The sequence below is a fragment of the Arthrobacter gallicola genome (assembly GCF_014836775.1).
Taxonomy (GTDB): domain Bacteria; phylum Actinomycetota; class Actinomycetes; order Actinomycetales; family Micrococcaceae; genus Arthrobacter_B; species Arthrobacter_B gallicola.
In genome coordinates this window covers 415737-432790 of the sequence record NZ_JACSQD010000003.1, presented here as the reverse complement: position 1 = coordinate 432790, position 17054 = coordinate 415737, and the positions used below count along the sequence as shown (strand labels likewise).

13 protein-coding genes and 1 tRNA gene are annotated in these 17054 nt (G+C 65.8%); 9 read left to right on the top strand and 5 right to left on the bottom strand.

Going from position 1 to position 17054, the window contains the following annotated elements; translation table 11 throughout:
- Window positions 1-2: 2 nt before the first annotated feature.
- Window positions 3-1652 (bottom strand): arginine--tRNA ligase, encoded by a 1650-nt coding sequence (gene argS, locus H9639_RS09170; protein ID WP_191807764.1) that lies wholly within the window; start codon window positions 1650-1652, stop codon window positions 3-5.
- Between the two features lie 224 nt (window positions 1653-1876).
- Here argS and H9639_RS09165 point away from each other — a divergent pair, with 224 nt between their 5' ends.
- The 5 genes from H9639_RS09165 (at window position 1877) to H9639_RS09145 (ending at window position 5572) form a co-directional block, all read left to right on the top strand.
- On the top strand, window positions 1877-2350 hold the full coding sequence (locus tag H9639_RS09165; RefSeq protein ID WP_191807763.1) for an FMN-binding protein: 474 nt from the start codon (window positions 1877-1879) through the stop codon (window positions 2348-2350).
- A 13-nt stretch (window positions 2351-2363) separates the two neighbouring features.
- Complete coding sequence (locus H9639_RS09160) at window positions 2364-3239, top strand: FAD:protein FMN transferase (protein ID WP_191807762.1); 876 nt, start codon at window positions 2364-2366, stop codon at window positions 3237-3239.
- Window positions 3236-4771 carry an FAD-dependent oxidoreductase gene (locus H9639_RS09155; protein WP_191807761.1) on the top strand — a complete coding sequence of 512 codons (1536 nt, stop codon included), beginning with the start codon at window positions 3236-3238 and terminating at the stop codon, window positions 4769-4771. Before H9639_RS09160 ends, H9639_RS09155 begins: the two co-directional genes overlap by 4 nt.
- Before the next feature lie 108 nt (window positions 4772-4879).
- Window positions 4880-4952: transfer RNA gene (locus H9639_RS09150), tRNA-Arg, on the top strand.
- Window positions 4953-5131: 179 nt separating this feature from the next.
- Window positions 5132-5572 carry a hypothetical protein gene (locus H9639_RS09145; RefSeq protein WP_191807760.1) on the top strand — a complete coding sequence of 147 codons (441 nt, stop codon included), beginning with the start codon at window positions 5132-5134 and terminating at the stop codon, window positions 5570-5572.
- Between the two features lie 9 nt (window positions 5573-5581).
- Here the strand turns inward: H9639_RS09145 and H9639_RS09140 are convergent, their stop codons facing one another.
- The 3 genes from H9639_RS09140 to H9639_RS09130 all read right to left on the bottom strand — a co-directional run bounded on the left by H9639_RS09140 (window position 5582) and on the right by H9639_RS09130 (window position 8597).
- A complete protein-coding gene (locus H9639_RS09140) occupies window positions 5582-6787 on the bottom strand; it encodes an ABC transporter permease (protein WP_191807759.1) in 1206 nt (401 codons plus the stop codon).
- Complete coding sequence (locus H9639_RS09135; RefSeq protein ID WP_225219430.1) at window positions 6784-7464, bottom strand: ABC transporter ATP-binding protein; 681 nt, start codon at window positions 7462-7464, stop codon at window positions 6784-6786. The genes H9639_RS09140 and H9639_RS09135 overlap by 4 nt, the downstream gene beginning before the upstream one ends.
- An 86-nt stretch (window positions 7465-7550) precedes the next feature.
- Window positions 7551-8597, bottom strand: a complete 1047-nt coding sequence (locus tag H9639_RS09130; protein ID WP_191807757.1) for an efflux RND transporter periplasmic adaptor subunit — start codon at window positions 8595-8597, stop codon at window positions 7551-7553.
- A gap of 388 nt (window positions 8598-8985) precedes the next feature.
- On the opposite strand from H9639_RS09130, the gene H9639_RS09125 reads away from it, so the two are divergent.
- Entirely contained in the window at window positions 8986-10734 is a 1749-nt protein-coding gene (locus H9639_RS09125) for a pyruvate dehydrogenase (protein WP_191807756.1), read from the top strand.
- A 23-nt stretch (window positions 10735-10757) separates the two neighbouring features.
- On the opposite strand, the gene H9639_RS09120 is transcribed toward H9639_RS09125, so the two are convergent.
- On the bottom strand, window positions 10758-11780 hold the full coding sequence (locus H9639_RS09120; protein WP_191807755.1) for a helix-turn-helix domain-containing protein: 1023 nt from the start codon (window positions 11778-11780) through the stop codon (window positions 10758-10760).
- Between the two features lie 81 nt (window positions 11781-11861).
- On the opposite strand from H9639_RS09120, the gene H9639_RS09115 reads away from it, so the two are divergent.
- The 3 genes from H9639_RS09115 (at window position 11862) to hrpA (ending at window position 17054) form a co-directional block, all read left to right on the top strand.
- Entirely contained in the window at window positions 11862-12062 is a 201-nt protein-coding gene (locus tag H9639_RS09115; RefSeq protein ID WP_191807754.1) for a hypothetical protein, read from the top strand.
- 83 nt (window positions 12063-12145) lie between these two features.
- Entirely contained in the window at window positions 12146-13126 is a 981-nt protein-coding gene (locus H9639_RS09110; RefSeq protein ID WP_191807753.1) for a helix-turn-helix transcriptional regulator, read from the top strand.
- Window positions 13127-13139: 13 nt separating this feature from the next.
- Complete coding sequence (hrpA, locus tag H9639_RS09105) at window positions 13140-17054, top strand: ATP-dependent RNA helicase HrpA (RefSeq protein WP_191807752.1); 3915 nt, start codon at window positions 13140-13142, stop codon at window positions 17052-17054.

Genomic DNA, 17054 nt, shown 5'->3' with positions numbered 1-17054 from the left:
CCTTACATCCTTTCCGGTGCGGAGACGCCGAGCAGGTTCAGCCCATTGGCCAGGACCTGCCGCGCCGCGGTGTTCAACCACAGCCGAGTGCGGTTGACGTCGGTGACTTCCTCGCCGTTCTGCGGGGCGATGCGGCAGGCATCGTACCAGCGGTGGTAGGTGCCGGCGATGACCTCCAGATGGCGGGCTACGCGGTGCGGTTCGCGGAAAGTGCTTGCCTGGGCCAGGACACCGGGGTACTGGCCCAGGGCTGCCAGCAGCGCGCCTTCCGTGGGATGGGTGAGCAGCGAGGCGTCGAACGCGGAATCATCAACGCCGGCGGCCTCCGCGTTGCGGGCCAGGGCATAGGTCCGGGCGTGTGCGTACTGGACGTAAAACACCGGGTTCTCGTTGCTGCGCTTGGTCAGCAGGTCCAGGTCGACGTCGATGTTCGAGTCGGCGGAGAAACGGGCCAGGGTGTAACGGGCGGCATCAACGCCAACGGCGTCGACCAGATCCTCGAGCGTGACCACCGTGCCGGCGCGCTTGGACATCCGGACCGGCTTGCCGTCCTTGACCAGATTCACCATCTGGCCGATCAGCACCTCGACGCACTCCGGATCATGCCCCAGGGCCGCCGCGGCGGCCTTCAGCCGGGCCACGTAGCCGTGGTGGTCGGCGCCAAGCATGTAGATGTTCAGATCAAAGCCGCGCTCGCGCTTGTTCTGGATGTAGGCGATATCGCCGGCAATGTAGGCGGCGTTGCCATCGGACTTGATGACCACGCGGTCCTTGTCGTCACCGAACTCCGTGGAGTTCAGCCACCACGCGCCGTCCTTCTCGTAAAGATTCTTCGAGCCCTTCAGCTGTTCCAGAAGCTTCTCCACCTGGCCGTTTTCGTGCAGGGAGTCCTCGTGGAAGAACACGTCGAAGTCGACACCGAAGTTGTGCAGGGATTCCTTGATGTCACCAAACATCAAATCAACACCGACGGCGCGGAAACGCTCCTGCGCCTCAGCCTCGGGAAGTTCCATAATGTTCGGTTCCGCTGCGAGCACGCGCGCTGCGATGTCCTCGATGTAGGCGCCGGCATAACCGTCCTCCGGGGCGGGTTCGCCCTTGGCGGAGGCGAGGAGGGAGCGGGCGAAACGGTCGATCTGAGCGCCGTGGTCATTGAAGTAGTACTCGCGGGTGACGTCCGCACCCTGGGACTCGAAAACCCGGGCCAGCGCGTCACCGACGGCCGCCCAGCGGGTTCCGCCGAGGTGGATTGGCCCGGTGGGGTTGGCCGAGACGAATTCGAGGTTGATCCGGGTGCCGGCCAGTGTATCGGAGCGGCCGTAGGCAGGGCCGGCTTCCACGATCGCCTTGGCCAGCTCACCGGCTGCGCCGGCGTCGAGCGTGATGTTCAGGAAGCCCGGGCCGGCGATGTCGACCTTGGCGACGCCGTCGATCTTCTCCAGCCGGGAGGACAGGATTTCCGCGAACTGGCGGGGGTTCATGCCGGCCTGCTTCGAGAGCTGGAGGGCAATGTTCGTGGCCCAGTCACCATGCTCCCGGTTTTTTGGCCGCTCCACACGAACCTCGGAGGGAAGCTCGATGCTGAAATCACCCGCATCGATGGCGTCTTTGAGGCAGGCAGTTACGGCGGAGGAAAGTTCTTCAGGAGTCACCGGTTAAGCATAGCGGGGACAGGCGCCGCGCCCTTATTCCTCCGCTGGGGATCCCTGTGCACCGCACCTGGGGCTCTTCGGTGCCGGGCACCGAAGAGCCGAACCTGCAGGGTTCATGCGCTGTAATAAAGGGGGAGCATCTTTCTCGTCCCCGCCCGGCTGCCCAGCCGCCGCGGCGGTCAACTGCTCCCAGCGGACGCGCCGCCAGAGACCAAGGAGAAACCGTGAAACCCCAGGCCACAAAGCCCCTTCTGACCGTCGTTGCCGGGTTAACGCTGCTCGGGACCGCAGGCTGCGGCTCTGACGGTGCCGCAGACAATGCCGCAGGCACGCCGGCGTCCTCCCCCGCTTCTTCCCCGGCATCGGCCGCGGCCGGGACCGGCGCGGAGGGCCCCGGGAACTACGCCGACGGCGAATACACGGGAACCGGTTCCTACATTCCTCCGTCGAACCAGAAGGAAGAAGTCACCGTCAAAATGACCCTTTCCGGCGGCACCGTAACCGCTGTGGAGGTCACGCCGTCGGGCAACAATCCGACGTCGAAGCGGTACCAGGCGGAGTTCACCGACGGAATCCAGGAGCAGGTAGTGGGCAAGCCCCTGGACAGCCTGGATGTCGGCAAGGTGGCAGGTTCCTCCCTCACCAGCCAGGGCTTCAACAAGGCCCTGGAGATGATTAAGGGCGAGGCCGCCGGCTAGGGGTCCGCAGCTCATGGAGTCCTTCAGCTTTGAGGCGATCGGCACTCAGTGGCACATCACCACGGAGGTGCCGGTGGACACTGCTGTCCGCAGTGAGGTGGCCGCGCTCGTGGAACAGTACGACGCAGCGTTGTCCCGGTTCCGTCCGGATTCCGCGGTGACCACTCTGGGCCACAGTGGCGGAACCGCCATCCTTCCCGGCTATGCCGCACCCCTCCTGGACCTGTTCGACAGCCTGGAACGGCTGACACAGGGCAGGCTGAACCCGCTGGTCGGGGGTTCGCTGGAGCAGCTCGGCTATGGACCCGGATACCCGCTGCGCCCCCTGGGCCCGCCGGCTGCGGCTCCGGGCTGGACGTCCACCGTCTCCTGGCAGCGCCAGGAGGCAGTGGAAACCGTGGCGCTGACCCTGAACCAGCCAGCCACCGTGGATGTAGGCGCCGCCGGGAAAGGACAGCTGGTGGACCTCGTCTGGGAGCTGCTCACCGCGCGCGGATATGCTGCGGTAGTGGTAGACGCCGGTTCCGATATGAGGCATTCGGGGCCGGAGAGCCTCCGGGTTGCCCTGGAACACCCTTACGATCCGGGAGCGGCCATTGGCGTTCTGGACCTTCAGGACGGCGCACTGTGCGCCTCAGCCGCCAACCGCCGGAGCTGGGGTGAAGGCCTCCACCACGTTCTCGATGCTTCCACGGGCCGCCCGGTGGACGCCGTGGCCGCCACCTGGGTGCTGGCTGCCGACGCGATGACCGCCGACGGCCTGGCAACCGCACTTTTCATCACAGACCCCGCCCTGCTCGCAGCCGAGTTCAGCTTCGAGTACGTCCGGATGTTTTCCGACGGCAGGGCACAGTTTTCCAACGCTATGGCTGGAGTCCTTTTTTCATGACCGTATCCCTGAGTACCCCCACCGCTCGGCTGCAGCGCCTGCTCGGTAAAACGAGCATGTACCGCATGCTCGTGCTGGCGCTGCTGGCCATGGTGGCATGGTCCTTCGTGCTTTCCCTGACCGGCGCACTTTTCTATACGCCGGCGGAGCTGGGGGCGGCCCTGGGGACTGCCGTGATCTCAACACTGGTAGCCAGCCGGGTGATGGGCCTGCTGTTCCGCACCTTCCCGCAGACAGACTCTGCGCTGATCACCGGCCTCCTGCTGTTTTTCCTCTTCTGGCCGACCACCAGCGGACCTGAACTTGGCACCGTTGCCCTGGCAGCGTTTGCCGCCACTGCCTCGAAATACCTTCTCGCCTGGCGCCGCCGGCACATTTTCAACCCGGCGGCGGTCGGCGCCGTCGTGATTGGCCTGACGGGGCTCAACACACCGGTGTGGTGGGTTGCCGCTCCACTGATGCTCATTGTCGTTCTGCCAGCCGCTCTGCTGGTGCTCTACCGAAGCCGGCTGCTGCCGATGGCGGGAGTGTTTACCCTGGTCACCGTTGGGATTGTGGTTCTCCGGTTCGCCGTTTCCGGCGAGTCAGCCCTGGAAGGGCTGGTCACTGCCTTCACCTCCTACCCCATCATCTTCTTTGCCGGTTTTATGCTGTCCGAGCCGCTGACCCTGCCGCCCCTGCGCTGGCAGCGCCTGGCTGAAGCCGGCGTCGTCGCAGTCCTGTTCGCAACTCCGCTCTCCGCCGGGCCGGTCTTTATGTCCCCTGAGCTGGCGCTGCTTGTCGGAAACCTGCTGGCCTTCGCGGCCGGTCAGCGCGGCGGCATCAGCCTGCGCCTTCGCGAAACCCGGGAACTGACCCCAACGTCCCGCGAACTGGTGTTCGTTCCGGAACGCCCCCTGCGTTACCGGGCCGGCCAGTATCTGGAACTGAGCCTTCCGCACCAGAACGCGGATGGACGGGGGCTGCGGCGGATCTTCAGCATCACCTCGGATCCCGCAGACGCGGGCGAAGTGTCCATAGCCATGCGGGTTGCTTCCCCCGGCAGCTCCTTCAAGACGAAGCTGCTGGGCGCGAAGCCCGGCACCCGGGTTGCTGCCACGACTGTGGGCGGAGACTTCCAGCTTCCCCGCGATCCTGCGCAGAAGATTTTGATGGTGGCTTCGGGAATCGGAATCACGCCCTTTATCAGCCAGCTGCGGTCCCTCGGCAGCGGCCCTGCCGGAGGGCCTGGAGGACGGGACATCGTGCTGGTTTATGCTGCCTCATCAGCTCAGGAGCTGGCTTACTCAGCGGAACTCGCGCAGCTGGGCGTGCAGTTGTTCGCCTGCACACCGCAGGACCCGCTGCTGCCGGGATGGACCTGGCTTGGCCCCGGCCTCCCGGATGCGGCCCGGTTGCTGCAGGCCGTGCCCGACGCCGCCGTGCGGTCAGCTTTCCTGGCCGGATCACCCTCGGCTGTTGCTTTCGCCCGGCGTGAAGTCCGCCGGGCGGGTGTCCGGAAGGTCCACACGGACCCCTTCCTGGGGTACTAACCCGGGGCGGGTTTCCGGGCACCGCCCCGGACCTGCTAAGCTTCTTGAGTCCCTGCAGGACAAGCCGGTTCAGCCGCTGTTTCTCTGACAGCATCTGACCAGTGTCCCGCCCTCGTAGCTCAGGGGATAGAGCGGTTGCCTCCGGAGCAACAGGCCGTAGGTTCGAATCCTATCGAGGGCACGCATGTGAGACAGCCAGGCTGTGATTTTCCCTCCGGGGAAGTCACAGCCTGGCTTTTTTGCGGGCTTTTCCGGTGAACAGCAGCAGCTCCGCCTCCGCTGCCTTCCGCTTGTCTCCCACGTTACGGAGAATGTAGATCCGGCCCATGATTCCTGCAGCGCCGTGCGCAGCCGAAATCCATGATTCTCCAGGAGGCGTCCATGTTCCGCAGCAGCCGATTCGCCCTGACCGCCGTTTTCGCCGCTGCTGCCCTCTCGGCAGCAGCCTGCAGCGGCAACGACACCCCCGCGGAGAACACACAGTCGGCCTGCGACGCTTACGCGGAGTTTTCCGGCACCGTCTCCGACGCACGAACATCGATCGACTCTTCTTCCACCATCGAGGAAATCCAGGCGGAACGCGACAGCATCCGCAACGCGTATCAGGACCTGGGACCGGCCCTGGAGTCCGTTGCCGAGGACCGCCGGACCGCGCTCGACGATGCCTGGAAGAACTTCGACGACGCCGTCGCGAACATCGATGAGTCGATGACGGTGCCCCAGGCCGCCGCCTCGCTGTCCGATGATATCGACCAGATCCGCAGCGCCCGGGACGGACTGGAGTCCGACCTCGGGTGCTGAGGGCTGGGCCTAGTAGCGGATAGCGTCAATGACCTTCACCCGGACGGCAACCAGCGCCGGGATCAGCCCGGCCAGGGTGCCGACGGCGGTGGCAGCCCCGAGCCCCAGGAGGGCCGCTTCGATGGGGAACGGCGGGTGTTCGGCTACACCAGAGGCGATCTGCTGCTGAACAATGGGCAGTTTGACGACGGCGATGGCGGCCATAACCCCCACCACACCGGCCGCGAAGGTCGCGACCACAGACTCAAGCATCACGCCGAAGAAGATTCTGCCTGACGTTGCCCCGAAGCTGCGCCGGATGCCGATCTCCCGGACCCGGTACTTCACCGTCACCATGGAGATGTTGAGCAGGCCCACCGCTCCCAGGAGCATCACCATGGCCGCGATTCCGCCGACAACAAGTTCCATCACGGCGTACGGGTCACCCCACGCGGCGTAGTCGCTCCGGTAAACGTTGGCGTGGAAGTTGGGGAACTGCGCCGTGAGGTCAGTGGTAATGGCTTCCTGCAGGGGAAGCGCAAGCTCCTCCGGGACCCACAGTTCCAGCATCGGTGAAGCACCCATGCCCCCTCCGGTCAGGCCGAGCCTGTCGTACGCCGGGGTCAGCAGGTAGACGGCGGGCATTTCCTGCTCCCAGGTGTTGGCCCGGACCCCGGTGATGACAGCGTCCACCGGAGCGCCGTTCCAGATTTCCACCACGGGATCCAATGCCAGGTCCGGGGAACCCATCCTGGCGTAGAACGCCTCATTGACGATCACTGCTGGTGCCATGCGCTGGGTGTCCGCTTCCGTAAACCAGGTTCCAGTCTGCAGATTAACGCGGCGCATGGTGCCGAAGTCAGCATCCACAACAAGGGCATCGGTCTGCGCTACGCCGTCGGGGAACTGGAAGGGAATCTGGGTGGGCAGGAACAAGGACGAGTGTTCAACGGAGTAGCGTTCCGCAACATTTACATAGGCCTCCCTTAGCCCGGCGGCGTCAGTTTCGGATCCGTCCATGGAATAGGCGGAAACATTCAAGGTTGCCGGGCGTCCGCCCTGCGACTCGGAGCCCTGGGCCATGGCCGCCCTGGCCATGTCCGCCAGCCCCACCACAGCGGTCAAGGCCGCCACGGAGAGCGCCACACCCACCAGGGCCAGCAGGATCCTGGCCTTGTGAATCCGGATTTCAGTCCAGGCTTCCACCAGGGTGGCGGTAATTCCTGAGAAACTCATGCGGCCGGCTCCGTTCCGGCACGCAGGTGCCCGCCGTCCAGCAGGTAGTGCCGGTCCGCGAGCGCGGCTACGCCCGGATCGTGGGTGATGGTGACCAGCGCGGCTCCGGATTCGGCCACAACCTCGGCCAGGAGCGCCATGACTGCCTGACCGGTGGCAATGTCCAGCGCACCGGTGGGTTCGTCAGCCAGGATCAGCGACGGCCTGCGCACCAAGGCCCGCGCGATGGCTACCCGCTGCTGCTCGCCGCCGGAGAGCTTCTGCGGTTTGTCCTTGAGCCGGTTGCCCAGACCGACCTTCTCCAGCATGTCCGCGGCAATCTTCTCCCGCTGCCAGAAGGAGCGGCCCCGCGCGTAGAGCAGCGGTGTCATGACGTTTTCCAGGGCGGTCCGTTCGGCCAGCAGGTTGAACTGCTGGAAGATGAACCCCACCGAGCTCCCCCGTTTGACGGCACGGGCATTCCCGCTCATGGATTCCACGGGGATCCCGTCGAATTCCATGCTGCCGGTGGTGGGCAGATCCAGCATGCCCAGGATGTTGAGCAGCGTGGACTTACCGGATCCGGACCGGCCGACCACGGAAACGTGGTCACCGCGGTGGACCTGGAGATCGACGCCGTCCAGGATCGTGAGCTGGGTTCCGTCCGGCAGCAGGACGCTGCGGGTGACCCCGGACATGGAAACCAGCGCCCCGGCTGCGGGCGGGCCCTCCCACTGTGCCTGCTCCTGCGCTCCCGGACCATCGACGGGCAGGGTTATCCCGCTCATCCGCCCATCACCCCGGGCCCGTACATCATCTGCTGTCCGTCCTGCGGCGCTTCAGCACCGGGAACGAACAACAGGATCTCCTCCCCCTCGGTCAGCCCGTCGATGATCTCCACGGTCTGGCCGTCCGTCAGGCCCAGGGTCACTGCCCTTTCCTCCCAGGCACCCGGAGCAGTGACAACCCAGACGACGCCGTTCTGCACCGCTCCCTGCACCGCCGTCGTCGGCACCGTCACGGCGTCCAGCGACTGGCCGGCGGTGATGGTGATACCTGCGCCGAGTCCGGCGAAGACCGAGACACCGGCCGGGACGGAGCAGCTCACGGTTCCCGAGCCCTGCCCGGCTGCCGGCTGTCCGGCGGCGGGCTGGGCCGGCGCCTGGGCCTGGGTGGAAATACCCTCTGCCGCCGGCGTGGTCTTCCCCATGGTCACGTCACTGCAGGCAAACGGTGCGGGTCCGCCGTTGATGCTCACTTCGGCCGTATTCGGCCGATCCATGATCCGGAACTGCTGGTCAGTGGTCAGGGCGCCCTGAACGGAGAACGTGCCGGGGTCGATCGAGGCGATTTCCGTACCGACACTCACCTGCTGGTTGAGCAGCACCGGAAAGCTGGCCAGGGTTCCGGACGCCGCCGCAGTGACGTCGACGTACGTGTAACGCGGGGCCGCAGGGACCGGAGCGGCATCCTCCGCTGGCGCCGGTTCCGGAACCAGCTGCTCTTCCACGGGCTTGCGCACCTGGAAGAGCCGCTCGCCCTTTTCGATCCGCTGTCCCGGCTCGGCGTCGAGGTAGACGACCATCCCGTCAGTGGTGCTCCGGACGGGTACCGCCGGGTCCGAGACCACGGAGCCCTGGACGTCCACGGTGTTGGTGATGCTCCCGCGCACAGCCTGCACCGTTGCAGTCTGCAGTGCCGCGGAGGGCACCTGCGTCTCCGCCTGGGCGCTGAGCCCGTCGAGGAACGCTAATTTGAACAGGGCTGCAGCGATGACGGCGAAAACCACCAGCCACAGAACAGGAAAAACAATGCGCCTGGCAACACCCATGTGGGCTCTCCAATTGTGGATAGAGACCGCTGCCGGGTGGGGCCAGCCGCGTACTGTGGTCCGGTCCCGGCACCACACCCTGCGGATGCGCTGCGGTCCCCGGTTTGACTGGGATGGACGCTACCAGCAGCAACGGCTACTTCGGCGCTGAAACGGCGCAGCCTGGCGTTTTCCATCCCCTGGGCTGAGGCTTTTCATCTTCAGGGCTGAGTCTTGCCGGCGCCGGCCGGACTTGGAGGCCGCAGCGGCGGTGCGTAGCATGAAAGTCCGGCCGTCAGCATGCTTGTTATTGGAAAGGGCATGGTGCTGGCCGGGTTTTTCTATCAATCCGCCTAACCACCCACCGGGTGCCAGCCGGACGACTGAGCCCCGGTAGCCGGGAGCACCCATGGCCAAGCAGCTTGCCACTCAACTCATAGAACAGCTTCGCGCCGCCGGAGTACAGCGCATTTACGGCATCGTCGGAGACAGCCTGAACCCGATCGTGGACGCCGTCCGCCGGACCGGGGGGTCCAAGCGCGGCGGAATCGACTGGATCCATGTCCGGCATGAGGAAGCTGCTGCACTGGCTGCTTCCGCTGAAGCCCAGCTGACCGGAAAGCTGGCCGTCTGCGCCGGTTCCTGCGGTCCGGGGAACCTGCATCTGATCAACGGGCTCTATGACGCCAACCGCAGCGGCGCCCCGGTTCTGGCCATTGCCTCACACATACCGAGCTCCCAGATCGGCAGCGGCTTTTTCCAGGAGACCCACCCGGACCGGCTGTTTACCGAGTGTTCGGTGTATTCGGAACTGGTGAGCACCTCGGATCAGGCTCCGCGCGTGATGCACAGCGCCATTCAGCACGCGCTCGCCCTGCGCGGTGTCTCGGTGGTCACGATTCCCGGCGATATTGCCGGCCAGGAGGCGACGGCGCCCACCCCCGCCCTCGCGGACTTCCTCCCCGCTTCCGTGGTACCCGCAGCCGAGAGTGTGCAAAAGCTTGCCGCCGCCGTCAACGAGGCACGCAAGGTGGCGGTCTTCGTTGGAATCGGTGTTGAGGGCGCCCACGATGCAGTGGTGGAGTTCGCGGCCAAGGTCAACGCTCCGGTGGGCCACTCCCTCCGGGGCAAGGACTTCATCCAATACGAGAATCCCACCGATGTGGGCATGACCGGACTGTTGGGCTACGGAGCTGCCGCGGAGGGGATCAAGGACGCCGATCTGCTGATCCTGCTGGGTACGGATTTCCCGTACAACCAGTTCCTTCCGGACACTAAAACAGCCCAGGTGGACCGGGCCGCCGAGCACCTGGGCCGGCGCACCGACGTCGATATTGCCGTCCACGGAGACATCCTGCCCACCCTCCAGGCGCTGATGCCCCTCGTGGAGCAGAAGAAGGACCGCAGATTCCTGGACGACATGCTGAAAAAGCACGACCGCCTCATGAACAAGGCGGTGGGCGCCTACACGCAGAAGGCGGAAAAGCTGCGCCCCATCCATCCCGAGTACGCTGCCTCGCTCCTGGATGAAGCCGCATCCAGGGATGCCATCTTCACCGCCGATACCGGCATGTGCAACGTCTGGACCGCCAGGTACATCAATCCGCTGGGGACCCGCCGGCTCCTGGGCTCCTACCTGCACGGCACCATGGCCAACGCACTGCCCCACGCTCTGGGTGCCCAGATCTCGCATCCGGACCGCCAGGTGGTCGCGGTCTGCGGCGACGGCGGCCTGTCAATGCTGCTCGGCGAGCTGATTACCGCCCGGATGTACAACCTGCCGCTGAACGTGGTGGTGTTCAACAACTCCACTCTGGGCATGGTCAAGCTGGAAATGCTGGTGGACGGACTCCCCGACTACGCCGTGGACGTCCCCGAAACCAACTACGCGGACATTGCCGCCGCCATCGGTTTCCATACCGTCCGGGTTACCGACCCGGCAGAGATCATGAACGCCTACCGGGAGGCGTTCGCACACCCGGGTCCTTCTCTGGTGGAGCTGATCACCGATCCGAACGCCCTGTCCATACCGCCGAAGATCACTACCGACCAGGTGCTGGGATTTGCCACGGCCATGTCCAAGGTGGTGCTGAACAAGGGCGCAGGCCAGGCGGTCAGTATGGCCCGCAGCAATCTGCGCAACATCCCGCGGTCCTAAGGAAAGTCGCGGGCGCCGGACGGTCAGACACCGGATATGGATCCGGTGTGGGCCGCCCCGGTGCCGGCCCCAGCGGTGCCGGGCGCAGCGGCACCGCGGAACGCCCGGCGGTACGCTGCGGGGCTGATGCCGACTTCGCGGTTGAAGTGGTGCCGGAGCAGGACGGCCTGCCCAAACCCAACGGCCCGGGCAACTTCCTCAATGGTCAGCCCGGAATCTTCCAGGAGCTCCTGGGCCTGGAGTACCCGCTGCGCGTTGATCCACGCCGACGGCGTGGTGCCCGTCTCGGATTTGAACCGGCGGGCGAAGGTGCGTTCGGACATGTGCGCCCGGGCGGCGAGCGCCGTCACCGAATGCTCCTCCTCCAGGTGGGAATTGATCCACACGAGCACCTCTTCCAGGGTGTCGCAGCCGGTAATCGGCATCGGCCGGTCAACGTACTGCGCCTGGCCGCCGTCCCGGTGCGGGGGCACCACCATGTCCCGGGCAATGGCAGCAGCCGCCTTGGCACCGAGCTCCTGGCGGATCAGGTGCAGGGCAGCATCAATTCCGGCCGCCGTTCCGGCGCTGGTGATCACGGTGCCGTCCTGAACGTAGAGCACGTCCTCGTCCACGCTCACCTCGGGGTAGGAGGCCGCCAGCTCCGCCGAGTACCTCCAGTGGGTGGTTGCTTTCCGTCCCTTCAGGATGCCGGCTTCGGCCAGGGCGAAGGCCCCCGAGCAGACGGACATCACCCACGCTCCCCGCCGCATCGTGTCCCGCAGCAGCTCCAGCACCGCTTCGGGCATCTCGCGGGCGTCCGTGGTACCGAACGGCGCCATGACCACGAGGTCCGCGTCTGCCGCCGCTTCCAGGCCGTGCGTGACGTCGATGGTGAACCCGGGCCCGGTCCGCACGGGCCCTGGAACCGGTGTAACAACGGTGAAGTCGAAGCGGGGGACGCCGGTTCCGCGCTCGGAACGGTCCAATCCGAAGATCTCCCCCAGCAGGCCGAGTTCGAAGATTCCAACCCGGTCAAGTGTGATGACCGCCACAGATTTGAGCATGCCTCAAGTATGGCAGTTTTTTGTTGGTGATGGTCATTTCTGCCACTTATTTTTTCCCCGCGGCAGGACGAGCCTAGAGGTATGGAACTCCTTTTGATCAGCTTTGTAACCGCTCTCCTTATCGCCAGCATCGCCGCCGTCGTCCACAGCATCCGCAACGACGGACGCGGCCATCTTCCCCCGGTCCACTCCGGCCGGCCCTGGCACGGCAATGCGCTCTGGGATGTCAGTGACCCCCGGGATCTTTACCTCGACCAGCCGTACCAGCCGCGTTTCCGGTAGCCCTCGGCGCATCAGGCGCTCTACACGTCAGCTCTTTGCACATCAGGACAGCTTCTGTCCGCATATCGGAGTAGCTTGAACTCATGCTCGAAACCTCCGCCAGGCTGCTGCACCTGCTCTCCCTGCTCCAGCTGCGCCGCGAGTGGACCGGCGCGGCGCTCGCAGACCGCATGTCCGTCACCGAGCGGACAGTACGCCGGGACATCGGCAAGCTGCGCACCCTGGGGTACCCCATCTCGGCTTCCCCCGGCATCGCCGGAGGCTACCAGCTGGGCGCCGGCGCACAGCTGCCGCCGCTGCTGCTTGACGACGAGGAAGCCCTGGCGGTTGCACTGGGCCTGACCGCTGTCGCCTCCGGCCCGGTTTCCGGCATCGGTGAAGCCTCTATCCGGGCGCTGGTCAAACTGGAACAGGTCCTGCCCGGACGCCTGCGGCCGAAGTTCTCCGCCCTGCGCCAGTCGGTCAGCGTCCTGGCGGGTCCCGCACCCGCCGCCTCCGCCGTGAACCCGGACATCCTCACCGCGTTCTCCACCGCTATTTCGGAGCGCCGGGTTTCCGCTTTCCGCTATCAGGCCTTTGAAGCCACCGAAGGCCGGCGGATCGTGGAACCTTACAAACTCGTCAGCACCGGCCGGCGGTGGTACCTGGTCGCCTGGGATGTGGACCGGCAGGACTGGCGCACCTTCCGGGTGGACCGGTGCCAGTCCATTCCGGTGCCCCGTGAACGGTTTGCCCCGCGGCCGCTGCCGGCCCAGGACCTCGCTGCCTACGTCCAGGACGCCATCACCCGCAGCCCCTACCGGTACGACGTCGTACTGCGGATCGCGGCGCCGCTGGCGGCGGTTGCCGAACAGGTACCGGCGGAGGTCGCCGTCCTGGAAGCAGACGGCCCCGGTCATACGGTGCTGCGCAGCGGATGGGATTCCCTGGACCTGCCCTTGATCCGTATGGCCGCCCTGGGCGTTGAGTTCGAGATCCTGGCGCCGGAGGAGATGCGCCAGCGTGCCCTGGAGGCAGCGGGACGCCTGGCCAGGGCCGCCGGGCAGGGACCGCCGACGCATTAGACTGGTGCCAACTATGGCACTGACAATCTCCTACCCCGAACAGCTTCCCGTCTCGGAACGCCGCGAAGACATCATGGCGGCCATCGCCGCCAACCAGGTGACGGTCATTGCCGGCGCCACGGGTTCCGGCAAAACCACCCAGATCCCCAAGATGTGCCTGGAGCTGGGACTCGGCGAGAACGGAATGATCGGCCACACCCAGCCGCGCCGGCTCGCCGCCCGCACCGTCGCTGAGCGGATCGCCGAGGAGCTCGACGTCGAAATCGGCGACGAGGTTGGCTTCCAGGTCCGGTTCACCGGGCAGGTCAGCCGCGGTACCAAGGTCAAGGTCATGACCGACGGCATCCTGCTCGCCGAGATTCAGCATGACCGGAAGCTGAAGAAGTACAGCACCATCATCATTGACGAGGCGCACGAGCGCAGCCTCAACATCGACTTCATCCTGGGCTACCTCAAGCGGCTGCTGCCCGAACGCCCCGACTTGAAGATCATCATCACCTCCGCGACCATCGATCCGGAGCGTTTCGCCCGGCACTTCGCTGCTCCGGACGGCACCCCGGCCCCTGTTATCGAGGTCTCCGGCCGCACCTTCCCGGTGGAAATCCGCTACCGGCCGCTGAACCAGCCGGCCCTCGGCGCCCTGGACGATGACGAGGACGAGCTCGAGGAGGACCGCGATCCACTCGACGCCGTCTGCGACGCCGTTGACGAACTCTCCCGGGAAGCCCCCGGCGACATCCTGATCTTTTTCTCCGGAGAGCGGGAAATCCGCGACGCCGCCGATGCACTGCGCGGGACACTGCAGCGCAATCCGCGGCTGGCGAATGCCGAAATCCTGCCGCTGTATGCCCGCCTGTCCCTGGCCGAGCAGCACCGGGTCTTCTCCCCGGGCAAGCAGCGTCGGATTGTGCTGGCCACCAACGTTGCTGAAACCTCCCTGACCGTTCCGGGCATCAAGTACGTCATCGATACCGGCACGGCACGGATCTCGCGGTACTCCCACCGCACCAAGGTCCAGCGTCTGCCGATCGAGCGGATCTCCCAGGCCTCGGCCAATCAGCGCTCCGGGCGCTGCGGCCGTGTCTCGGACGGCATCGCCATCCGCCTGTATTCGGAGGAGGACTTCGAGTCCCGCCCCGAATTCACCGACCCGGAAATCCTGCGGACCAACCTGGCCGCCGTGATCCTGCAGATGGCAGCCATGGGCGTGGCACAGGGCCCCAAGGACGTGGCCGACTTCCCGTTCGTCCAGCCGCCGGATCCCAAGGCCGTGAACGACGGCGCACTGCTGCTGCGTGAGCTGGGTGCCCTGGAGCCCAAGGGCGGCATCACCGCCGTCGGACGCAAACTGGCCCAGCTGCCGGTTGATCCGCGGCTCGGCCGCATGATCGTGGAAGCCGGTGCCCGCAACTGCACGCGCGAAGTCATGGTCGTGGCCGCTGCCCTCACCATTCAGGATCCGCGGGAACGTCCGTCGAAGGACGATCCGGCCCGGGCACAGAAAGCGGCTGAACTGCACAAGCGGTTCGTGGATGAGAACTCAGACTTCACGGGTTTCCTCAACCTCTGGCGCTACATCCAGGAAAAGCAGAAAGAGCTCTCCTCCTCCCAGTTCCGGAAGCTGTGCAAAAACGAGTTCCTGAACTTCCTGCGCATCCGGGAGTGGCAGGATCTGTTCGCCCAGCTCCGGCAGCTGGCCAAGCCGCTGGGCATCACGCTCGCACCCGGGGAAGTTGATCCCGTGGGCCGCGAAAAAGACGTGCACATTTCCCTGCTCTCCGGGCTGCTGAGCCACATCGGCCTCTACGACCAGCGCAAGCGGGAGTACGCCGGTGCCCGCGGTACCCGGTTCGCGGTGTTCCCGGGCTCGGCCCTGTTCAAGAAGTCCCCGGACTGGGTCATGGCCGCTGAACTCGTGGAAACCTCCCGGCTCTGGGCCCGGATCGCTGCCCGCTTTGATCCGCTCTGGGTGGAGGAAGTGGCGCCGCACCTGATCAAGCGCACGTACAGTGAACCGCACTGGTCAAAGCGCAACGGTTCGGTCATGGCGTATGAGAAGGTCACGCTGTACGGCGTGCCCGTGATTCCGCGGCGCAGCGTGAACTACGGACGCATCGACCCGGTGCTGTCACGCGAGATGTTCATCCGGCACGCCCTGGTGGAAGGCGACTGGCGCACGCATCACAAATTCTTCCACCGCAACCGTGCCCTGCTGGCGGAACTGGAAGAACTTGAAACCCGGGTCCGCCGCCGCGGCCTGCGGGTGGATGATGAGACGCTCTTCGAGTTCTACGACGAACGCGTTGGCTCCGAGGTTGTTTCCGAGCGGCACTTTGACAAGTGGTGGAAGCACGCCCGGCACGAGAACCCAGGGCTGCTGGATTTCGACCCCGACGCCCTGCGCACCGACGACGCCGCGGACCTGGATGAGAACGATTTCCCGAAGGCCTTCCGGTTCGCGGACTTTGACCTGCCACTCTCCTATGAGTTCACCCCGGGGGTTCCGGGAGCGAACGACGGCGTGACGGTCCAGGTTCCGGTGCTGTTCCTGAACCAGCTGGATCCGGAGCCGTTCCGCTGGCAGATTCCCGGGCTGCGCGCCGAACTTATTACCGCGCTGATCAAGTCCCTGCCCAAGGCCGTGCGGAAGAACTTCATTCCGGCGCCGGACGTGGCGCGGGCGGCTGCCGCCGCCCTGGCAGCTGACTTTGATCCGGCCTCGGATCCGTTGGAAGCGTCCCTGGAGCTGGCCCTGCGCCGGCTCAAGGGGCACATCATTCCGCCCGGTTCCTGGAACTGGGACGCGGTGCCCGAGCACCTGCGGATGAGTTTTTCCGTGGTGGACTCCGCCGGACGCATCCTGGATGAGGGCAAGGACCTGGCCGCGCTGCAGGAATCCCTGGCACCGGCCAACCGCCGCGCGATCGCGGAATCCCTCGGGGCAACGCCGGGGACCATCAAGCCCGCGGGCAAGCCTCAGCGGGGCAAACCAGGCGCGCCGTCCGGCAGCCAGGCACCGGGCGCTGCAGCCTCCCCCAACGGCGGCCCGCCGTCGTTCCGGGAACAGTCCGGGCTGACTGAATGGACCTTCGGCACCATTGAGCGGCAGGTCGCCCGGGAGGTGGCCGGACACACCGTCACCGGTTATCCCGCCCTGGTTGATGAGGGCGCCAGCGTGGGCCTGCGGGTCTTCCAGAATGTCTCCGAGCAGGAAGCCGCCATGCGGTCCGGAGTGATCCGCCTGCTGGCGCTGCGGGTGCCCAGCCCGGCGAAATACGTTCTGGAGCATCTGAGCAACGCGGAGAAACTGACGTTCAGCCAGAACCCGCACGGCAGCGTTGCAGCGCTGATCCAGGACTGCACCCTGGCGGCGGTCGACAAGCTCACGCCGGAGAAACTGCCCTGGTCCCGGGAAGAGTTCGATGCGCTCTACGAGCGCGTACGGGCAGACCTGATAGACACCGTGTTCACCGTGACGGCGATCGTGGAAAAGGTGCTTTCCAGCACGCGGCGGATCCAGAAACAGCTCAAGGGCACCACATCCCTTGCACTGATTTCTGCCCTGAACGACATCCGGGCCCAGCTGGAGCAGCTGGTCTACCCCGGGTTCGTGGCCCGGACCGGCTACGCCCAGCTGGCCCAGCTGCCGCGCTACCTTGCCGGAATTGAGCGGCGGCTGGAGAAGCTGCCGACGAACATCCAGCGGGATTCGCTGAACATGGCAGTGGTCCAGGGGCTCGAAGATGACTACGACGACGCCGTCGCGGCCCTGCTGCCCGGGGCCGGCACTCCCCCGGCCCTCGCTGAGGTCCGCTGGATGATCGAGGAACTGAGGATCAGTTTCTTTGCCCAGGAACTGGGAACGGCCCGGACCGTTTCAGAAAAACGGATCCGGACCGCACTGAACCAGGCGTTGGCCCCGGCATAG